Here is an 18,027-nt window from a genome sequence, read left to right on the forward strand (position 1 = left end):
TGCCCAATCTGTGGCCATTGCAATCACTCGGAACGGAATAACGGCCTTACCGCTCCGCACATCAGATGGTTCTTCAGCAGCCTGCTAGGGCAAGTTGAATACTGTAAATCGCATCTCGTACAGTCAGTTCTCGTTTCGACAGTCGCTCCCCGAAGCGCGATATTCGAGTATGTTGATTTCTCCTTTCGATTCCACATAAGACATCTGCGCCGGAATTATTCCGCACTTTCCATAGGTGGGCGTGAGCCCGATGACCTTAGCGATATCAAGCGTCATTCCGTAGCGATAATGGACGACGGGAGGCAGGATTCTTTCCTGCGTTCAAGGCATATGCACGTGTGGAAGCTTCATTTGCTTGCAGCGTTTCACCATACAGTCGATCCGTCGAGCCGTCAGCAAAGGCGGGAGCAGGAGCGATAATTGCTAGTGCGATGATGTAATGTCTGAATAACTTCATTTTTTAAATCTCCCTCAGTAGGAGATTTAATCCTAGGAATTCAGACATTTCAGTGAGATGACGACCCCATTACATCTCGCTAATTACTGCGGCGCGCTCACTAATACGACCACTACATTCTGGGACGACGTAGGGGCTGACTCAGTCCGGTTGTAGCCGCTCAGAAGTCTGTGGCCTTCAGGATGGCCGCACGCCTCATCGCGCCGCGCCGTATGCGCTGTGGACTGCAAAGGCCCGCATCCTGTAGCTCAATTCCGACGGCCAAAGCATCCATCTTTGGCCGTCGGCCAGCGTCAGGCACTTTCGAGCATTGCCGCATCATTTAGCAACCGTTGAATGCGCTGGCGAGTCTCCTCTGGAATACCTTGCACAGACGAGTCAGGCCGGGCCTGTTTGGCTGCTGCTGGGTGCCCGCGATGACCCGCACGACCATGCCCAAATTTCCTGGTGTCACGATGTCGATGGCTGCGCGATCACCCAGGTCCGGATGTGGGCGGGTCAGCATCCGGTACAGGTCCCACGGATCCGCATGCGGGCACTGGTTCATGAGCACCTGTGCCAGCTTGTGCTTGAGGGGTACCAGCTGCCAGTCGGGCACGCGTTGCCCGCGGTTGCCCAAGCTGATAGACAGCAGCTTGCCCGCCTTCAGCTCGCGGTTGATCTGGTCCTTGGACTTCCCGGCCAACTTGCCGAACAGCGGGACCGGCAGACTGCTCGGCGATTCGTAGATGGCCAGCATTTCCTCGCGCTCGCGCTGGATGACTGACACCTCCGGCTCTGGCGCATGCGTCGGGGGCGGTGGTACCTGCGACAGTCGCTGGAAGGTGATTCCCCCGTCGTTTGGCGTCACGACGATGGGTTCGGCCACCACAGGCGGAACGGATGCCGCAGAAGCAGCAGCGACGATGGTGTTGGGCTTGTCCTCCTCTGCCATGGCCGGCACGCCCTCGATATGGATCGTGAGGTGCGCGCTGGCCGCTTCCACTTGGCCCTGTTCGAGCAGATCGAGACGATCCGCCCAGTCCTGCATCATCCGGCGGCGCGGCTCAACATACTTGGCGTGGTTGTAGGCCGAACTCACCTTGTTCGGGTCCGAGTGCGAAAGCTGCGCGTCCACCCAAATCTTGGGATAGCCGATCTCGTTGAGCGCCGTCGAGATGGTTCCGCGGATGCCGTGACCGGTCAGTTGATCCTCGTAGCCCATTCGTTTCAAGGCCGCGTTGAGGGTGTTCTCGCTGATGCGCTTCTTGAGTTCGCTGCGGTGCGTGAGCAGATGGACCTGAGCCGGCCTCATCACACCCAACAGGTAGCGCACGATCTCGATGGCCTGCACGGACAACGGCACGATGTAGGGCGGAACGTCCTGCGGGCGCTTGCCGGCCTTGCGCATCTCGTCCTGGAGTTGCTTGACGATCTGCGGCGGGATGATCCACAGGCCACGGTCGAGATCGAACTGGTCCGGGGTCGCCAGCCGCAGCTCGCCGGTACGCACGCCGGTCAGGAACAGCAGCCGGATGCCGAGTTGGGTCTGCCAACCACGAGGGTTGTAGAGCCTGAGCTTGTGCAGGAACTCGGGGAGCTCCGGAAGATGCAGGTAGGGGTTGTGGTTCACCGGGGGCTTGGGTTCGGCCACCACGTCCAGGTCGGAGGCCGGATTGGCTTCCAGCCCCTCCACGATGACGAGGGCATAGCGGAACAACTGCCCCAGCCAGGTGCGGACCTTCTCGGCAGTGGTGAACGCCTTGCGCTCCTCGATCCTCGCCAGGACGCCCAGGAGTTGGGGCCGGCGAATGTCGTAGATCGACATCTGCTTGAGGCTAGGCAGCACGTCCTTGTTGAAGATCCGCAGGATCTGCGACAGCGTGCTGTTCCTGCCCTCCTTGATTTCCTTGCGGCGATGCTCGACCCACGCATCGAAGACGGCCTTGAAGGTGTAGTCGGCCGCAAGCTTGACCGCGTGTCGCTTCTGTTTCCGATCGGTATGGGGGTTGACGCCCTTTGCCAGAAGCGCCCGGGCTTCGTCGCGCAAGGTGCGCGCTTCGCGCAAACCGATCTCGGGGTAGTTCCCCAGGGAGATGCGCTTTTGCTTGCCGAGCCAGTAATAGCGCAAATGCCACGACTTGCCGCCGGTGCGGGCGACCACCAGGCCGAGGCCATCGGTGTCGGGGATGCTGTAGGTTCTCTCGGCGGCCTTGGCTTGCCGCACGGTCAGATCAGAGAGTGTCATCATCAAGCTCCTAAGTCTTGGACTTAGGCCCGATGCTGCTTGTCATCCCGATCCAACCCCAGCAACAACCCGGAACCGGCACGACCCGCATTCTTTGGCCTTGTTTTTGGCCTCAAAAATGGTGGCTGTCAGTGGACTTCCGTGGCTTTCGCTGGAATGAAAAAAGGAGCCGAAGCTCCTCTTTTCAATGACTTACAGACGTCAGTGGAAGTCTGTAGATCATAAATTGGAGCGGGAGACGAGTCTCGAACTCGCGACCTCAACCTTGGCAAGGTTGCGCTCTACCAACTGAGCTACTCCCGCGGGGTACTGCTGCGTGTTTAAGTCTTCGTGTTTGAAGACCTATTCACTACTTTCTTCGGCCGAAATTCCTGTTGGAACAACTGCCGGTTTTGGTGAGATTCAAGAAGTTTTCTTGAAGGCCGTGTCCACCAAAGACAGCGATTATACACAGAATTTCAGGCTTGTGTAGCGCGGCGGTCGGGGCGTAGAAAAAAAGCCTCGGTGCCCGATTCGGCGGCGATTCCTGCGGCAAACGCCGGCCTGATGGCGTCGTGGTCGAAGGCCCGGGGATTGCGGCGTTCCGAACTGGGCGCCGCGCCGTAAAGCGCGCGATAGGTCTTGCTGAAATGACAAGCCGATTGAAACCCGCAGGCAGCCGTGATGTGCGTGATCGACATCGGCGTCTGCCGCAACAGCGCCCGCGCATGGCGCAGACGCAGGCTCAGATAATGCTGCTTGGGCGTGGTGCCCAGATGCTCGCGAAACAGGCGTTGCAACTGCCGCTGCGAGGCGCCCGACAACTGCGCAAGCTCATCGAGCGACAGCGGCTCTTTCAGGTTGACCTCCATCAGCGCAATCACCTCGGCCAGCGCAGGATGCGACGCAGGCATGCGGATCGACGTCGGCATGCGTTGCTTGTCCTTGTGATCGCGCACATGCCCAATCGTGAACTGGTTGGCGATCAAGGCAACGATGGCGGGGCCGACGGACGCGCCCACCAGATTCAGCATCATGTCCAGCGGCGCGGTGCCACCCGTGCACGTGATGCGATCCCGATCGATCACGAACAGATCGTGCGACAGCCGGCTATGCGGAAACTGCCGCTGCAACGCCACCAGATCTTCCCAATGCATCGCGCAGGTATAGCCATCCAGCAGGCCGGCCTGCATGAGCATGTACGCGCCGGTGCACAGGCTGCCCAGCGTCAGATCGCGCGCGGCCAGCCGCCGCAGCCATTCCACGGTGACGGGGTCGCAATCCATATTGCTGCGCTTGCCGCCACATACAAACACGGCGTCGGGAGGCGCGTCTTCGTCAAGCTCGGTGGCCTGCACTTGCAGCCCGTTGCTGGCGGTGATCGGCCCACCTTTGGGCGCGACAACCGACCAGCGGTAATACGGTCGGCCCAACAGGTGATTAGCCATGCGCAGCACTTCAATCGCGGTCGTGAACGACAGCATCGTGAACTGCGGCAAGGGCAGAAAGCCGAAGTGGCGCAGATGCTGATCACGGCTGGGCAGACGGGCAGTCATGGCGAGGCTCCTTGGTAGGGATACACGGACTGAATGCCGGCGGGAACCTTCCGGCAATTGACCGTTGCATCGTAGGCCAGCCACGCGCGTCTGCCCTTAGGAAGAATACGAAAATTGCCCAGCATCGATACAGGCCGCATGCTGGCCAGTAGGATGCGCCTGTCGCAATCGGACAAGATCTGGTCCGGTTCAGCTAACAGCGCCTGAGACCTTTGGGAAAGAATGCTTCACAGCCCCGCTCACGCCGGATTCCCGAACGTCATTGCTCACTCAGGCAGGTCGACATGTTCCAGTCCTCGTCTCCGTTCTTCACTGCACCGCTGGACAAGCGCGACCCCGTCGTGATGGCCATGCAGGACCGCGAGCTGCGCCGCCAACAGACGCAGATCGAATTGATCGCGTCGGAAAATTTGGTGTCGCGGGCGGTGATGCAGGCGCAGGGTTCCGTGCTGACCAACAAGTACGCAGAAGGCTATGTAGGGCGGCGCTACTACGGGGGTTGCGATCACGTGGACGAAGTCGAGTCGCTGGCGCTGCTGCGTGTGCGCGAACTGTTCCACGCCGATTACGCCAACGTCCAGCCCCATTCCGGCGCGCAGGCGAACGGCGCGGTGATGCTGGCCTTGCTTGAGCCTGGCGACACCGTGCTGGGCATGTCGCTCGATGCCGGTGGTCACTTGACCCACGGCGCGCGGCCGGCGATGTCGGGCCGGTGGTTCAACTCCGTGCAGTACGGCGTGCGCCGCGAAGACTGTCTGATCGACTACGACGAAGTCCGTCGCCTGGCGCTGGAGCATCGGCCCAAACTCATCATCGCGGGCTTTTCGGCTTACCCCCGGCAGCCGGACTTCGCCCGCTTTCGCCAGATCGCCGACGAGGCCGGCGCCATGCTCATGGTAGACATGGCCCACATCGCCGGGCTGGTGGCGGCGGGCAGGCATCCCAGCCCGGTGCCGCACGCCCACGTGGTGACGTCGACCACGCACAAGACCCTGCGCGGTCCGCGCGGCGGCTTCATCCTGACCAACGACGGCGCCATCGCCAAGAAGATCAATTCCGCCGTGTTTCCCGGCTTGCAGGGCGGCCCGCTGATGCACGTCGTCGCGGCCAAGGCAGTGGCCTTCGGCGAGGCCCTGCAGTCGGAATTCAAGCGCTACATCGACCGCGTGCTCACCAACGCAGATGCGCTGGGCGATGCGCTGCGAGAGGGCGGCATCGATCTGGTGTCCGGCGGTACCGACAACCATCTGCTGCTGCTCGATCTGCGCTCCAAAGGGCTGACCGGGGCGCACGTCGAGCGCACGCTGGAACGCGCCGGCATCACCTGCAACAAGAACGGCATTCCCTACGACACGCAAAAGCCCTCGGTGACTTCCGGCATCCGCCTTGGAACGCCGGCTGCCACCTCGCGGGGGTTTGGCGTAGAGGAATTTCGCGCCGTCGGCGAGATGATCGTTCACGTCGTCGACATGCTGGTCACCAGCCCCGACGAACACGAAGCCACCGAACGACGCATTCGAGCTGAAGTCCACGCGCTGTGCCAGCGCCATCCCATCTACTAAGCGGCATCACATCGGGGGGGAATCCCATGGCTACGCTGCATGAGAAAAGCATGGTTATCGACGGTCTGATCATCTCGAAATGGGATCGGTCCGTTTTTGAAGAAATGAGAAAAGGCGGCTTGACGGCCGCCAACTGTACGGTCTCGGTCTGGGAAGGATTCGAGCAGACCGTCTCGAACATCGCCGCCATGAAGGCGCTGATCCGCGCCAATCAGGATCTGGTCACACTGGTGCGCACCACGGAAGATATCCGCCAGGCCAAGCGCGACGGCAAGACGGGCATCATCCTGGGCTTCCAGAACGGCCACGCATTCCAGGACGACCTGGGCGCGATCGAAGCCTTCGCCGACATGGGCGTGCGGGTCGTGCAGCTTTGCTACAACACGCAGAACCTGATCGGCACCGGTTGCTACGAGCGCGACGGCGGCCTGTCCGGCTACGGCCACGAAGTGGTGGCCGAGATGAATCGCGTCGGCATCATGGTGGACCTGTCGCACGTGGGCGCCAAGACATCCGAAGAAGCCATCCTGGCCTCGACCCGGCCCGTCTGTTATTCCCACTGCCTGCCGGCCGGCTTGAAAGCCCACCCGCGCAACAAGAGCGATGCGCAGCTCCGGGCCATCGCCGAGCGCGGCGGATTCGTCGGCGTGACGATGTTCCCGCCTTTCCTCAAGCGCGGCGTGCAATCCACCGTGGACGACTATGTCGAGGCCATCGGCTATGTCGTGAATCTGGTGGGCGAAGACGCAGTGGGCATCGGCACCGACTTCACCCAAGGCTACGGCCAGCCGTTCTTCGACTGGTTGACGCACGACAAGGGCCGGTATCGCCGGCTGACCGACTTCGGTGCCATCCGCAACCCCGAGGGCATCCAGACCATCGGTGAATTTCCCAACCTGACCGCCGCGATGCAGCGCGCCGGCTGGAGCGAAATCCACATCCGCAAGATCCTGGGTGAAAACTGGTTGCGCGTTTTTGGCGAGGTCTGGCGCTCCGACGCGCCGGCGGCTTAAGGAGCAGTCAATATGAATCCCCAGCTTCCGATCGACGTCAACGAGCAGACGGGCGTGTGGAGCACCGACGGCATGCCGATGCTGTACGTGCCGCGCCATTTCTTCCTGGGTAACCACGCGGCTGTCGAAGCCGCGCTGGGCCGCGATGCCTATGCGCGCATCCTGTACGACGCGGGCCACCGATCCGCCTACCACTGGTGCAACGAAGAAGCGCGCGAGCATCGCCTCAGCGGTCTTGCAGTTTTCGAACACTATCTGAAGCGCTTGTCGCAAAGAGGTTGGGGGCTGTTCCGCCTGACGGACGCGGACCCCAACGCGATGACCGCGCGCATCGTGCTGCGCCATTCGGCGTTCGTGCTGGGCCAGCCGCAGGGGGCAGGCAAGCGTTGCTATATGTTTGCCGGATGGTTCGCGGGGGCGATGGACTGGTTGGCCGATCAGCATGGCTGCGTCACGCGCGCGCAATGCGAGGAAACCCAATGCGCCTCGGAAGGGCACGCGCATTGCGAATTCATCGTTAGCCCGATCGCCTGAGGCCGACATGCGTTATCCCCATCTGTTTGCGCCGCTGACGGTCAATCGCCTGGTGCTGCGCAATCGCATCGTCAGCACCGCGCACGCTGAAGTGCACGCGGAACCGGGCGGACTGCCCGGCGATCGCTACATCGCCTACTACGAAGAGAAGGCGAAGGGCGGCCTGGGGCTGGCCATCTGTGGCGGCTCCAGCCCGGTGTCGATGGACAGCCCGCAAGGCTGGTGGCGGTCGGTCAACCTGACGACCGACCGCGTGATCGAGCCCTTGGCCAAACTCAGCGAAGCCATGCACCGCCACGGCGCCAAGGTCATGATCCAGGCGACGCACATGGGCAGGCGCTCGGCCTGGCACGGCGAGCATTGGCCGCATCTGCTGTCGCCCTCCGGCGTACGCGAGCCGGTGCATCGGGGCAACGCGAAGACCATCGAGGTCGAAGAGATCGGACGCATCATCAGCGACTTCGCCGCCGCGGCCAAACGCGTGCAGCGGGCGGGCATGGACGGCATCGAGATATCCGCCGCGCACCAGCATCTGATCGATCAATTCTGGAGCCCGCGCACCAACTTCCGCACCGATGCCTACGGCGGCAGCCTGCGTAACCGGCTGCGCTTCGGGCTGGATGTGCTGCACGCCGTGCGCGAGGCCGTGGGCGCGGATTTCTGCGTGGGGCTGCGGATGTGCGGCGACGAGTTCCACGACGACGGGCTCGACCACGAAGCCCTGCGCGAAATTGCGCAGGCCATGGCCGACACGGGCCTGATCGATTACCTGGGCGTGATCGGTTCCGGCGCGGATACGCACAACTCCCTGGCCAACTGCATGCCGCCGATGGCGCTGCCGCCCGAACCCTTCGCACATCTGGCGGCGGGCATCAAGTCGGTGGTGCGCATTCCGGTGATGCACGCACAGAGCATCCGCGACGCCGTGCAGGCCGAGCGCCTGCTGGCGGCCGGCCATGCCGATCTGGTCGGCATGACGCGTGCCCACATCGCGGACCCGCATCTAGTCGTGAAGATTCGCGACGATCGCGAAGACGAGATCAAGCAGTGCGTGGGCGCCAACTACTGTATCGACAGGCAGTACGACGGCCTGGACGTGCTGTGCATCCAGAATGCGGCGACCGCCCGCGAAGAAACCATGCCGCACGTGATCGCGCGTTCTCGCGGACCGCAGCGCAAAGTCGTGGTGGTCGGGGCCGGCCCGGCCGGCATGGAAGCAGCGCGGGTCTGCGCCGAGCGCGGGCATCGGGTGGTGCTGTTCGAGCGCGCCACCGCCATTGGCGGCCAGATCCTCCTGGCCGCCAAGGCGCCCCAGCGCGAACAGATGGACGGCATCGTGCGGTGGTTCGCGCTGGAGCTCAAGCGCCTGGGTGTTGATTGCCAGCTGGGCACGTTGGCCACCGAGGAAATGGTGTTGGCGCAGCAGCCCGATATCGTCGTGCTGGCCACGGGCGGCTTGAGCCACGTGCACGAGCAGCAGGCCTGGGGCGTTGCGCGCGGGCTGGCCGTCAGTTCGTGGGATGTCTTGTCCGGCCAGGTCGAGCCCGGCCGCAACGTCCTGGTGTATGACGGCGTCAGCACGCATGCGGGTGCGGGCGTTGCTGATTTTCTCGCCAGCCGGGGCGCGCAGGTCGAAATCGTCACGCCCGACACCAAGGTGGCCGAAGACGTAGGCGGCACCACCTTCCCGATCTTCTACCGCCGCCTGTATGCGCAGCAGGTCGTCCTGACGCCCAACCATTGGCTTGAGCGCGTCAGCGCCGAAGGCGACAAGAAGGTCGCCTTGCTGCGCAACGAATACACGGAAGATCGAGAAGAGCGCGTGGTGGACCAGGTAGTCATCGAAAACGGCATCACGCCCAACGATGCGCTGTACGGCATGCTCAAGCGCAAATCGGCCAACGTGGGGCAGACCGACGTGCACGCCCTGTATGCAGGCGACCCGCAACCGGTGCTGGGCCAGCATCTGGGCGATGGCCGCTTCCTGTTGTTTCGCGTCGGGGATTGCGTGTCGATGCACAACATCCACGCGGCCATCTACGATGCGCTGCGGCTGTGCAAGGACTTCTGATCATGGCGCCGTTCACCACTGTCATTACTGGATTGTTCTGGCTGTCGCTGCTGGGCGTGTGCGTGGGAGGCCTGCGCCGGGCCGCGTTGTGGCGGGTTGGCCGCCCGGCGCCGGTGCGCTGGCTGGACCTGCTGGCGGTGCCCAAGCGCTATTTCGTCGACCTGCATCGCGTGGTGGCGCGCGACCCCTACATTGCACGGACCCACGTGGCGACGGCGGGAGGCGCAGTGGCCGCCATGGCGCTGGTGGCGGTCAACTACGGTCTGGCGCTCTACCTGCCCGCGTTGGACCTGGCCATCGCCGTGGCCGCGCTGGTGATGTTGAGCGGTTTGTTCTTCGTCTGGCACCGGCGTCGCAAGCCGCCAGCGCGTCTGTCGCGCGGCTTGTGGGACCGCCTGCCCTGGATGCTGGGCGCGCTGGCGTTCGGCCTGCTCTTGCTTGGCGGCGTGTCCACCTCCTGGTTGGCCGGCGCGGCGGGCCTGGGCACCGTGGCTCTGCTGGCCATCGGCGCGTGGGAACTGACAGTCGGCATCGCGCGCGGAGGGCCGATGAAGCACGCGCTGGCTGGGCTGCTGCACCTGGCGTTCCATCCTCGTCGTGAACGCTTTAGCCGTGCATCGCCGGGGCAGAAGGCGGCATTGCGTCCGTTGGCGCTTGGCGGCTTACCCAAGAGCGAGACCCTGGGCGTGGGCAAGCCGGCCACCTTCGCGTGGAACCAGCTGCTGAGTTTTGACGCGTGCGTGCAGTGCGGAAAGTGTGAAGCCGCCTGTCCCGCCTTCGCTGCGGGGCAACCGCTGAACCCGAAGAAGCTGATCCAGGACATGGTGGTCGGCATGGCGGGCGGCACGGACGCCGCCTATACGGGCAGCCCCATGCCCGGCCTGTCCGTCGGCGGGCGCGAGGGCGGGGCCGACAAGACGCTGGTCCCCGGCTTGGTGCAGGCCGAGACGCTATGGGCCTGCACGACCTGCCGGGCCTGCGTGCACGAATGCCCGATGCTGATCGAACACGTCGACGCCGTCATCGACATGCGCCGCCAACAGACGCTTGAGCACGGCGCCGCGCCGGGGACGGCCCCCGCCGTGCTGGCAAACTTGCGCGAGACCGGTACGGCAGGCGGCTATGCGCTGGCCGCGCGCCATCATTGGGCGGTTGACCTGGATGTGGCTTGGATCCAGCCGGGCCAACCGGTGGATGTGCTGTTGATCGTGGGCGAGGGCGCCTTCGGGCTGCGGTATCAACGCAGCTTGCGCGCGCTGGTCAAGGCCATGCACGCGGGCGGTGTCAATTTCGCGGTGCTGGGCGACCGCGAAACCGATACCGGCGACATCGCGCGGCGGCTGGGTGACGAAGCCACCTTTCAGATGCTGGCCGGCCGGCTCATCCAGACGCTGTCCGAACTGTCCTTCAAGCGCATCGTCACGGCCGACCCGCACGTCCTGCATAGCCTGCGCAATGAATATCCCGCGCTGGGCGGGCACTATCAGGTAATGCATCACACCGGCCTGCTTGCCGAGCTGGCGGACGCTGGCCGATTGCGGTTCAAGCCTGCTGACAACGCGCCCGTGCTGACCTACCACGATCCCTGCTATCTGGGCCGCTACAACGGCGAAACCGAGGCGCCGCGCAAACTGCTGGGCCAGCTTGGCCTGGGCATTAACGAAATGGCCCGCCACGGGCTGAACTCGCGTTGTTGTGGGGCAGGCGGCGGCGCGGCGCTGACGGATATTCCCGGCGAACGACGCATCCCCGACATCCGCATCCAGGACGCACGCGACACCGGCGCGAATCTGGTGGTGGTCGCTTGTCCCAATTGCACGGCCATGCTCGAAGGCGTCGTGGGCCCCCGGCCAGACGTGCGCGATATCGCTGAACTGGTTGCCGACGCGCTGGAGACATCATGAACCCGATCCGCAGAGTCAACCCACGCAGGCCATATACCTTGTCGGACGCGGGCGTTCGACGCATCGAGCTTGGCGCGGATACGGAGAATGGCGGCCGGGATCCACGGCGGGCCGTCGCACCCAAGCCCTTGCGCGCCACCGAGGCGTTGCGCTGCGTGCTGGCCGTGGCGCACAGCGATCGCGGGGAGCTGGACGCGCATGCGCGCCAGGCCGTGGCGGCGGCGGCTCTGCTTGCCGCACATGACACCTGGGTGCACCTGCTGGTCTTCGGAGAATTCAACGGCGATGCCGGGGCCTTGGGCGTCGACCGCTTGACGGTCATCGCCGCCTCGCCGGCCTACGCGCCAGACACCGAACTGGCGGCGCTGTTGGTGGTGATGAACCGGGATCGCCCGCTGCATGTCTTCCTTCCCGACAACGGCCTGCCGGACGGCGACCTGGGCCGGCGTCTGGCCGCCGCCACGCGCGAAACGGTGGCCAGCCACGTGGTGGAGATCAACCGCGATGGCGTGGCGTGTCTCTACCGACCCGTCAACCACGACCCAACGACTCTGTCTCGGCAACCGGCAGGCCCCCGGCGCGCGCGCCGTCCCTTGCCGCGCATCGTGCTGCTGGCGCCGGACGCCGTCGATGACCGGCTGCCTTTCGTCGGGCACGGCGAGTGCACAAGAGGCGCGGCGCTGCCCATGGCCTCCGCCTATCGCGATCAGGGCACGCGCACGCTTGCCGCCCAGGAAGTCGATCTGGAAGAGGCCGACCTGATCGTGTCGGCGGGCAATGGCGTGCGCGACCTGGATGGCTTTCATGCCCTGGCCGACGAGCTGGGCGCGGCGGTCGGGGCCAGCCGCGTGGCGGTCGACGACGGGCGCTTTGCACGCGCCCAGCAGATCGGCGCAACCGGCAAGACGGTCAGCGCCAGCGCCTATCTGGCGTTCGGCATATCCGGGGCGGTGCAACATCTGCAAGGTATCAAGGATTGCCGGCACGTCATCGCCATCAACCTGGACGCCGCCGCGCCGCTGGTCCGGCGCGCAGACCTCAGCATCATCGACGACACGCAACGCGTCGCCCAGGCGCTGCTTGCCCAGGTCAAGCAGGCCCGCGCCGTCCACCGAAACCGCGAGGCCGCCGATGGCTGATCTGCGTATTGCCGTCCTGGTCTCGGTGGGCGTGCATCCCGTCAGCGGCGTGGCGCGCTGGAGCCGCAACGACGCGCAGGCGCTGGCGCTGGCATGGTCGCTCGGCGCTGGCAAGGTTGACGTCGTCCATGCGGGCAACCCGGCCGAGCCGGCGCTGCGCGACTATCTGGCGCTGGGCGCGCAAACGGTCCAGGCGATCGACGTGCCCACCGGGTACGACATCCTGGATGCGCTGGCCGAGCACGTGCGCGGGTACGACCTGGTGGTGTGCGGCGCGCGCGCGGAAAGCGGCGACGGCAGCGGCCTGCTGCCTTATCTGCTAGCCCAAAAGTTGCACATGCCACTACTGCCCGCCGTCCTGTCGGCAACCGTGAGCGACGGTAGCGCGGTCACGCAGCAATGCTTGCCGAAAGGCCGGCGGCGAGAAATCGCCGCCACGCTGCCGGCCGTGCTGGCGGTGCATCCCCTGGCCGCGTTCGAGGTACGCCATGTGTATGCGCGCGAACGGGCGGGGCAGGTGGCGTCGCATGCGCCGGCCGTGCCGGGCGCGCCGTTGGCCACGATGCGAATCGAACCGGCCATCGGCAGCCCGCGCAAGTTGGCGGCCCGCGAATCGCGCTCAGGGCGCGCGCGACTGCTGGCCGCGATCACGATGGAAAGTCGTGGCGGGACGGTTATCACCGAAGGATCCCCCGCCGAAAAGGCGCAGGCGGTCATCGACTACCTGCGCGCCCACAGCCTGATTGATTACTGAGGTGGAACATGACCATCACCCAGCGGATTTGCGCCGTTCGCTCCCCCATCGACGAATCGATCCGCGCGATGATCGCCAATCGCCGGCCCGGCCACAGCCTGGAAGCTGCCTTCTATCTGAGTCCGGCCGTGTACGAGATGGACATGGAGGCAATCTTCGGCCGGCATTGGATATTCGTCGCGGTCGAACCCGACATCCCGGAACCCGGCGACTACGTGACGGTCGAGATCGGCAAGCAGTCGGTGGTGCTGGTCCGCGATGACGACGGCCAGGTGCGGGCCTATCACAACGTCTGCCGGCATCGTGGCGCGCGGCTCTGCGTGACGCCGCAAGGCTCGGTCGGCAATCTGGTCTGTTCCTATCATCAATGGACCTACACGCTGAACGGCAAGCTGGCCTATGCGGAACACATGGGCGAAGGGTTCGACAAAAGCCTCTACAGCCTGAAGCCCGTGCGCGTCGAGACCCTGAGCGGACTGATCTTCGTCTGCCTCGCCGCCGATGCACCCGAAGACTTCGCGGCGATGCGCGAACAGGTGGAACCTTATTTGCGGCCCCACCAACTTCAAGACTGCAAGGTCGCCGCGCAGATCGACATCATCGAGGAGGGCAACTGGAAGCTCACGATGGAGAACAACCGCGAGTGCTATCACTGCGCCGTCAACCATCCTGAACTGACCGCCTCCCTGTTTGAATTCGGCTACGGCTATGAGCCGTCGCCATCCAACGTCGACCAATTGCAGCGGTTCGAGCAGATGTCGGCCGCGCGTTGCGAGGAATGGGAAGCCGCAGGCCTGCCCAGCGCCGAATGTGAAACGCTGGACAGCCGCATCACGGGGTATCGCGTGCGGCGCATGCCGCTGGACCAGGCGGGCGAGTCGCAGACGATGGACGGCCGGGCCGCCTCCAACAAGCTGTTGGGTGCGCTGACGCGCCGCGATCTGGGCGGGCTGTCGTTATGGACGCAGCCCAACGCGTGGTTTCACTTCATGAGCGACCACGTCGTCGCCTTCTCGGCGCTGCCGCTGGGGCCCGAAAAGACGCTGGTCCGTACCCGTTGGCTGGTGCGCAAGGACGCGGTGGAAAACGTGGATTACGACGTCCAGAACCTGACCGCCGTCTGGCGGGCCACCAACGCGCAGGACCGCGCGCTGGTCGAGATGTCGCAGCAGGGCGTGCGCAGTCCCGCGTATCAGCCCGGCCCCTATTCGCCCTTCACCGAAAGCCTGGTGGACAAGTTCTGTAATTGGTATGTCGGCCGGCTGGCGGCCTGCTATCCGGATTAAGAGGCCGCCATGCCGCACAAGCTTTTACGTATCCATCAACCCGAGTTCTGGCAGCGGCTGCCCTCTCCGTGGGATAGCGAGACCGAGGAAACCCTGTTGTGCTGCCAGGTGCGCCAGGAGACGGCCGACGTCAAGAGCTTCTATTTCCGGTCCCGCGCCGGGCATGCCTTTCAGTTCGCGCCCGGCCAGTTCCTGACGCTGGAGCTGGATATCGACGGCGAACGCTTGAACCGCTGCTACACGATCTCCTCGCCGCCCACTCGGCCGCACACCCTGTCGATCACCGTCAAGCGCGTGCCGGGTGGCAAGGCGTCCAACTGGCTGCATGACTGCCTTGAAGTCGGGGACAAGTTGCGCGTGCTGGGGCCGGCGGGCGTGTTCTCGTCCGCGCTGCATCCGGCCGCGCGCTATCTGTTCCTGTCCGCGGGTTCCGGCATCACGCCCCTGATGTCCATGGCGCGCACCCATCGTGACCTGTGCGACGACCGCGACACGATCTTCGTGCATAGCGCCCGCACGCCGGACGACATCATCTTTGGACGCGAGCTTGCATTGTTCGCCGCCAGCCAGCGCCATTTTCGGACGCATTTCATCTGCGAGACGCTGGGCGTAGATACCGGCTGGCATGGGCTGACCGGCCGTCTGAGCCTCGCCTCGCTCAAGCTGATCGCGCCTGACTTTCTGGAGCGCGAGGTGTTCGTCTGCGGGCCCGCTCCTTATATGCAGGCGGTCAGCGACATGCTGCGCGCGGCCGGCTTCGACATGGCGCGGCATCACCAGGAAAGCTTCTCTTTTGAAACGCTGTCCGAGCAGGACGCGGCGGGCGCGATCCCCGCGCCCGTGGCCGCGCCGCCGGATTCGGCCGACGTCGCCACGTACAGCGTCCAGTTTCAGCAAAGCCAGCGCACCATCTCCTGCGCGGGCGATCAGCCTGTGCTTGACGCCGCGCGCGCGGCTGGCCTGCGCATGCCCGCGTCCTGCACCCAGGGCCTGTGCGGCACCTGCAAGGTCCGCTTGCTGTCGGGCAACGTGGACATGCGGCATCAAGGCGGCATCCGGCAACGCGAAATCGATCAAGGTTTCATGTTGCTGTGTTGCAGCCGGCCCTTGAGCAATCTACTCATCGATAAATGACGGAACAGTCGAGATCCATGCCTATGCACCAAGCCTTAGCTCACGTTGCCAACGAATCGTGGTCCGTATCCCCAGCCCCTGCCGCGGCTTCCCGGCAGTTGCACTTCGGCTTCCTGCTATTGCCGAATTTTTCGATGATCGCGTTTTCCGGGGCGGTGGAAGTGCTGCGCATGGCCAACACCGTCAGCCGCCGCGAACTTTACCGCTGGTCGGTCATGACCCTGGACGGCGAGGCGGTCCAGGCCAGCAACCGGCTGCCGATCGAACCGCTGGCGTCAAGGGGGCTGGTGGATGATTGGGACGCGCTGATCGTCTGCGGCGGCATGCAGGTCCAGGATCAGGTGACCGAGCCCGTCGTCAAGTTGCTGCAAAGCCTCGCCCGCCAGGGCGTGGCGTTGGGCGGTATCTGCACGGGCAGCTACGCGCTGGTGAAGGCCGGCCTGATGACGGGGTATCGCTGCGCGATGCACTGGGAAAACCTCTTTGCCGTGCGCGAGGAATTCCCCTCCGTCGAACTGACCGAGGAACTGTTCGTGATCGACCGCGACCGCATGACCAGCTCAGGCGGCACTGCGCCGATCGATCTGATGCTGGGCATCACCGCCGAGCGCTTCGGCGATGAGTTGGCGCAGGGCGTGTCCGAGCAATTTCTGCTTGAGCGCATCCGCTCGCCATCGGAACGGCAGCATATTCCGATGGTGGCCCGGGTGGGGTTCAACCGGCAGGAACTGCTTAACGTGGCGCAGTTGATGGAAGCGCATATCGAAGACCCCTTGTCGTTCAGGCAGATTGCCCTTCAGATCGGTTTGTCGCAGCGCCAGTTGCAGCGCATGTTCAAGTATTACCTGGGTATGTCGCCCATGCGCTACTACCTGTGGTTGCGCCTTTTGCGCGCCCGCGAACTGTTGTTGCAGACGCGCATGACCATCATGGGAGTGACCGTGGCGTGCGGCTTTCAGTCGCCTTGCCATTTCAGCAAGGCGTACCGCGCCCGCTTCGGGCGTTCGCCCAGCAGCGAGCGCAGGCAGGTGCACGGCTAGGCCGGTCGTTCAGGCGGCCAGCATCGCGTGGGGGTCGATCACGAATTTCCTGGGCGCGCCGGCATCGAAGGCGGCGTAGCCGTCCGGCGCCGCGTCCAGCGCGATGACCTCTACGCCCACCACCTCGGCGATGTTGATGCGGTCCCAAAGAATGGCCTGCATCAGCGCGCGGTTGTATTTCAGGACGGGCGTCTGCCCCGTGTGAAAGCTGTGCGCCTTTGCCCAGCCCAGCCCGAAGCGCACCGACAGGCTGCCCCGGCGCGCGGCGGGGTCGCTGGCGCCGGGGTCGTCGGTGACGTACAGCCCCGGAATGCCGATACGGCCCGCCACGCGTGTGATGTCCATCAAGGCGTTCAACACGGCGGCGGGCGCTTCCGCCTGCGACCCGGCAGCGCCGTGCCCGCGTGCCTCGAAGCCCACGGCATCGATGGCGCAATCGACTTCGGGCGTGCCCAGCAGGGCGGCAATCTGGTGGCCCAGCGGGGCGTCCAGCGACAGGTTGGCCGTTTCAAAGCCGACTTTGCGCGCGTGCTCCAGCCGCAAGGGGTTCAGGTCGCCCACGATGACCACCGCCGCGCCCAGCAGGCGCGCGGACGCGGCGGCGGCCATGCCGACCGGGCCCGCGCCCGCCACGTACACGGTGCTGCCCGGGCCGACGCCCGCGCTCACCGCGCCATGAAAGCCGGTGGGAAGAATGTCGGACAGGCAGGTCAGGTCGCGTATCTTGGCCATCGCCTGGTCGCGGTCGGGAAAGCGCAGCAGGTTGAAGTCGGCGTACGGCACCATGACGTATTCCGCTTGCCCGCCGATCCAGTCGCCCATGTCGACATAGCCGTAGGCGCCGCCTGCGCGCGCCGGATTGACAGTCAGACAGACGCCGGTGTCCTGCTCCTTGCAGGTGCGGCAGCGTCCACAGGCCACGTTGAATGGCACCGACACCAGATCGCCGGCCTTCAGCGTTTCCACGTCGCGGCCCACTTCGATGACTTCGCCGGTGATCTCGTGGCCCAGCACCAGGCCTTTCTGCGCCGTCGTGCGGCCGCGCACCATGTGCTGGTCCGATCCGCAGATGTTGGTGGTCACCACTTTCAAGATCACGCCATGTTCGACCTTGCGGCCGCGCGGGTCCTCCAGCTTCGGAAAGCTGATCGACTGCACTTCGACCCGTCCGTCGCCCACGTACACCACGCCTCTGTTCGCTGCCATGTCTGCGTCTCCCTGCCGGCCGGGCCGGATTGGTGCGGGCCCGCGCCCGCCACCGGCCGATTTTGGCAATCCCCCTTGCAGACCACGCAGCCGCGCGCGACAGGATCCAGCCGGTATGCGCCAGTGGGCGGCCGCGCGTCGCGCTTGTCGGAATCAGGCAAGTTC

At 64.8% G+C, this 18,027-nt stretch carries 13 protein-coding genes, 1 tRNA gene and 1 pseudogene; 10 read left to right on the forward strand and 5 right to left on the reverse strand.

Annotation, left to right across the window (positions count from 1 at the left end; all coding sequences use genetic code 11):
- Positions 1 to 123: 123 nt before the first annotated feature.
- The 4 genes and pseudogenes from API01S_RS29635 to API01S_RS08560 all read right to left on the reverse strand — a co-directional run bounded on the left by API01S_RS29635 (position 124) and on the right by API01S_RS08560 (position 4,219).
- On the reverse strand, positions 124 to 309 hold the full coding sequence (locus API01S_RS29635; protein WP_367648578.1) for a DUF2790 domain-containing protein: 186 nt from the start codon (positions 307 to 309) through the stop codon (positions 124 to 126).
- 441 nt (positions 310 to 750) lie between these two features.
- Positions 751 to 2,684 (reverse strand): annotated as a pseudogene (locus API01S_RS08550) (tyrosine-type recombinase/integrase).
- Positions 2,685 to 2,911: 227 nt separating this feature from the next.
- A tRNA-Gly gene (locus tag API01S_RS08555) sits at positions 2,912 to 2,987 on the reverse strand.
- Positions 2,988 to 3,142: 155 nt separating this feature from the next.
- Positions 3,143 to 4,219 (reverse strand): GlxA family transcriptional regulator, encoded by a 1,077-nt coding sequence (locus API01S_RS08560; protein ID WP_006217748.1) that lies wholly within the window; start codon positions 4,217 to 4,219, stop codon positions 3,143 to 3,145.
- Between the two features lie 284 nt (positions 4,220 to 4,503).
- On the opposite strand from API01S_RS08560, the gene glyA reads away from it, so the two are divergent.
- Genes glyA through API01S_RS08610 form a run of 10 tightly spaced genes read left to right on the forward strand, consistent with a single transcriptional unit; the run spans position 4,504 to position 16,656 of the window.
- The gene (gene glyA, locus API01S_RS08565; protein ID WP_061304105.1) at positions 4,504 to 5,781 is read left to right on the forward strand and encodes a serine hydroxymethyltransferase; all 1,278 of its coding nucleotides are present in this window, start codon (positions 4,504 to 4,506) and stop codon (positions 5,779 to 5,781) included.
- A 26-nt stretch (positions 5,782 to 5,807) separates the two neighbouring features.
- A complete protein-coding gene (locus API01S_RS08570; protein ID WP_061304107.1) occupies positions 5,808 to 6,794 on the forward strand; it encodes a dipeptidase in 987 nt (328 codons plus the stop codon).
- A 12-nt stretch (positions 6,795 to 6,806) separates the two neighbouring features.
- Positions 6,807 to 7,328: a 4-vinyl reductase gene (locus API01S_RS08575; protein WP_061304110.1), complete on the forward strand. Its 522-nt coding sequence runs from the start codon at positions 6,807 to 6,809 to the stop codon at positions 7,326 to 7,328.
- 7 nt (positions 7,329 to 7,335) lie between these two features.
- Positions 7,336 to 9,399 carry an NADH:flavin oxidoreductase gene (locus API01S_RS08580; protein WP_061304113.1) on the forward strand — a complete coding sequence of 688 codons (2,064 nt, stop codon included), beginning with the start codon at positions 7,336 to 7,338 and terminating at the stop codon, positions 9,397 to 9,399.
- A gap of 2 nt (positions 9,400 to 9,401) precedes the next feature.
- Complete coding sequence (locus API01S_RS08585; RefSeq protein WP_061304116.1) at positions 9,402 to 11,303, forward strand: (Fe-S)-binding protein; 1,902 nt, start codon at positions 9,402 to 9,404, stop codon at positions 11,301 to 11,303.
- A complete protein-coding gene (locus API01S_RS08590; protein WP_061304118.1) occupies positions 11,300 to 12,442 on the forward strand; it encodes an electron transfer flavoprotein subunit alpha/FixB family protein in 1,143 nt (380 codons plus the stop codon). Before API01S_RS08585 ends, API01S_RS08590 begins: the two co-directional genes overlap by 4 nt.
- Positions 12,435 to 13,196: a hypothetical protein gene (locus API01S_RS08595; protein WP_084802389.1), complete on the forward strand. Its 762-nt coding sequence runs from the start codon at positions 12,435 to 12,437 to the stop codon at positions 13,194 to 13,196. The genes API01S_RS08590 and API01S_RS08595 overlap by 8 nt, the downstream gene beginning before the upstream one ends.
- A gap of 8 nt (positions 13,197 to 13,204) precedes the next feature.
- Positions 13,205 to 14,482: an aromatic ring-hydroxylating oxygenase subunit alpha gene (locus tag API01S_RS08600; protein ID WP_061304121.1), complete on the forward strand. Its 1,278-nt coding sequence runs from the start codon at positions 13,205 to 13,207 to the stop codon at positions 14,480 to 14,482.
- A 9-nt stretch (positions 14,483 to 14,491) separates the two neighbouring features.
- A complete protein-coding gene (locus tag API01S_RS08605; protein ID WP_061304123.1) occupies positions 14,492 to 15,616 on the forward strand; it encodes an FAD-binding oxidoreductase in 1,125 nt (374 codons plus the stop codon).
- A 17-nt stretch (positions 15,617 to 15,633) separates the two neighbouring features.
- Complete coding sequence (locus API01S_RS08610; protein ID WP_084802390.1) at positions 15,634 to 16,656, forward strand: GlxA family transcriptional regulator; 1,023 nt, start codon at positions 15,634 to 15,636, stop codon at positions 16,654 to 16,656.
- Positions 16,657 to 16,665: 9 nt separating this feature from the next.
- On the opposite strand, the gene fdhA is transcribed toward API01S_RS08610, so the two are convergent.
- Positions 16,666 to 17,862 (reverse strand): formaldehyde dehydrogenase, glutathione-independent, encoded by a 1,197-nt coding sequence (fdhA, locus tag API01S_RS08615; RefSeq protein WP_061304127.1) that lies wholly within the window; start codon positions 17,860 to 17,862, stop codon positions 16,666 to 16,668.
- Positions 17,863 to 18,027: the final 165 nt, after the last annotated feature.

Origin of the sequence: Achromobacter piechaudii NBRC 102461 (assembly GCF_001571245.1) — a bacterium.
GTDB classification, from domain to species: Bacteria; Pseudomonadota; Gammaproteobacteria; order Burkholderiales; family Burkholderiaceae_B; genus Achromobacter; species Achromobacter piechaudii.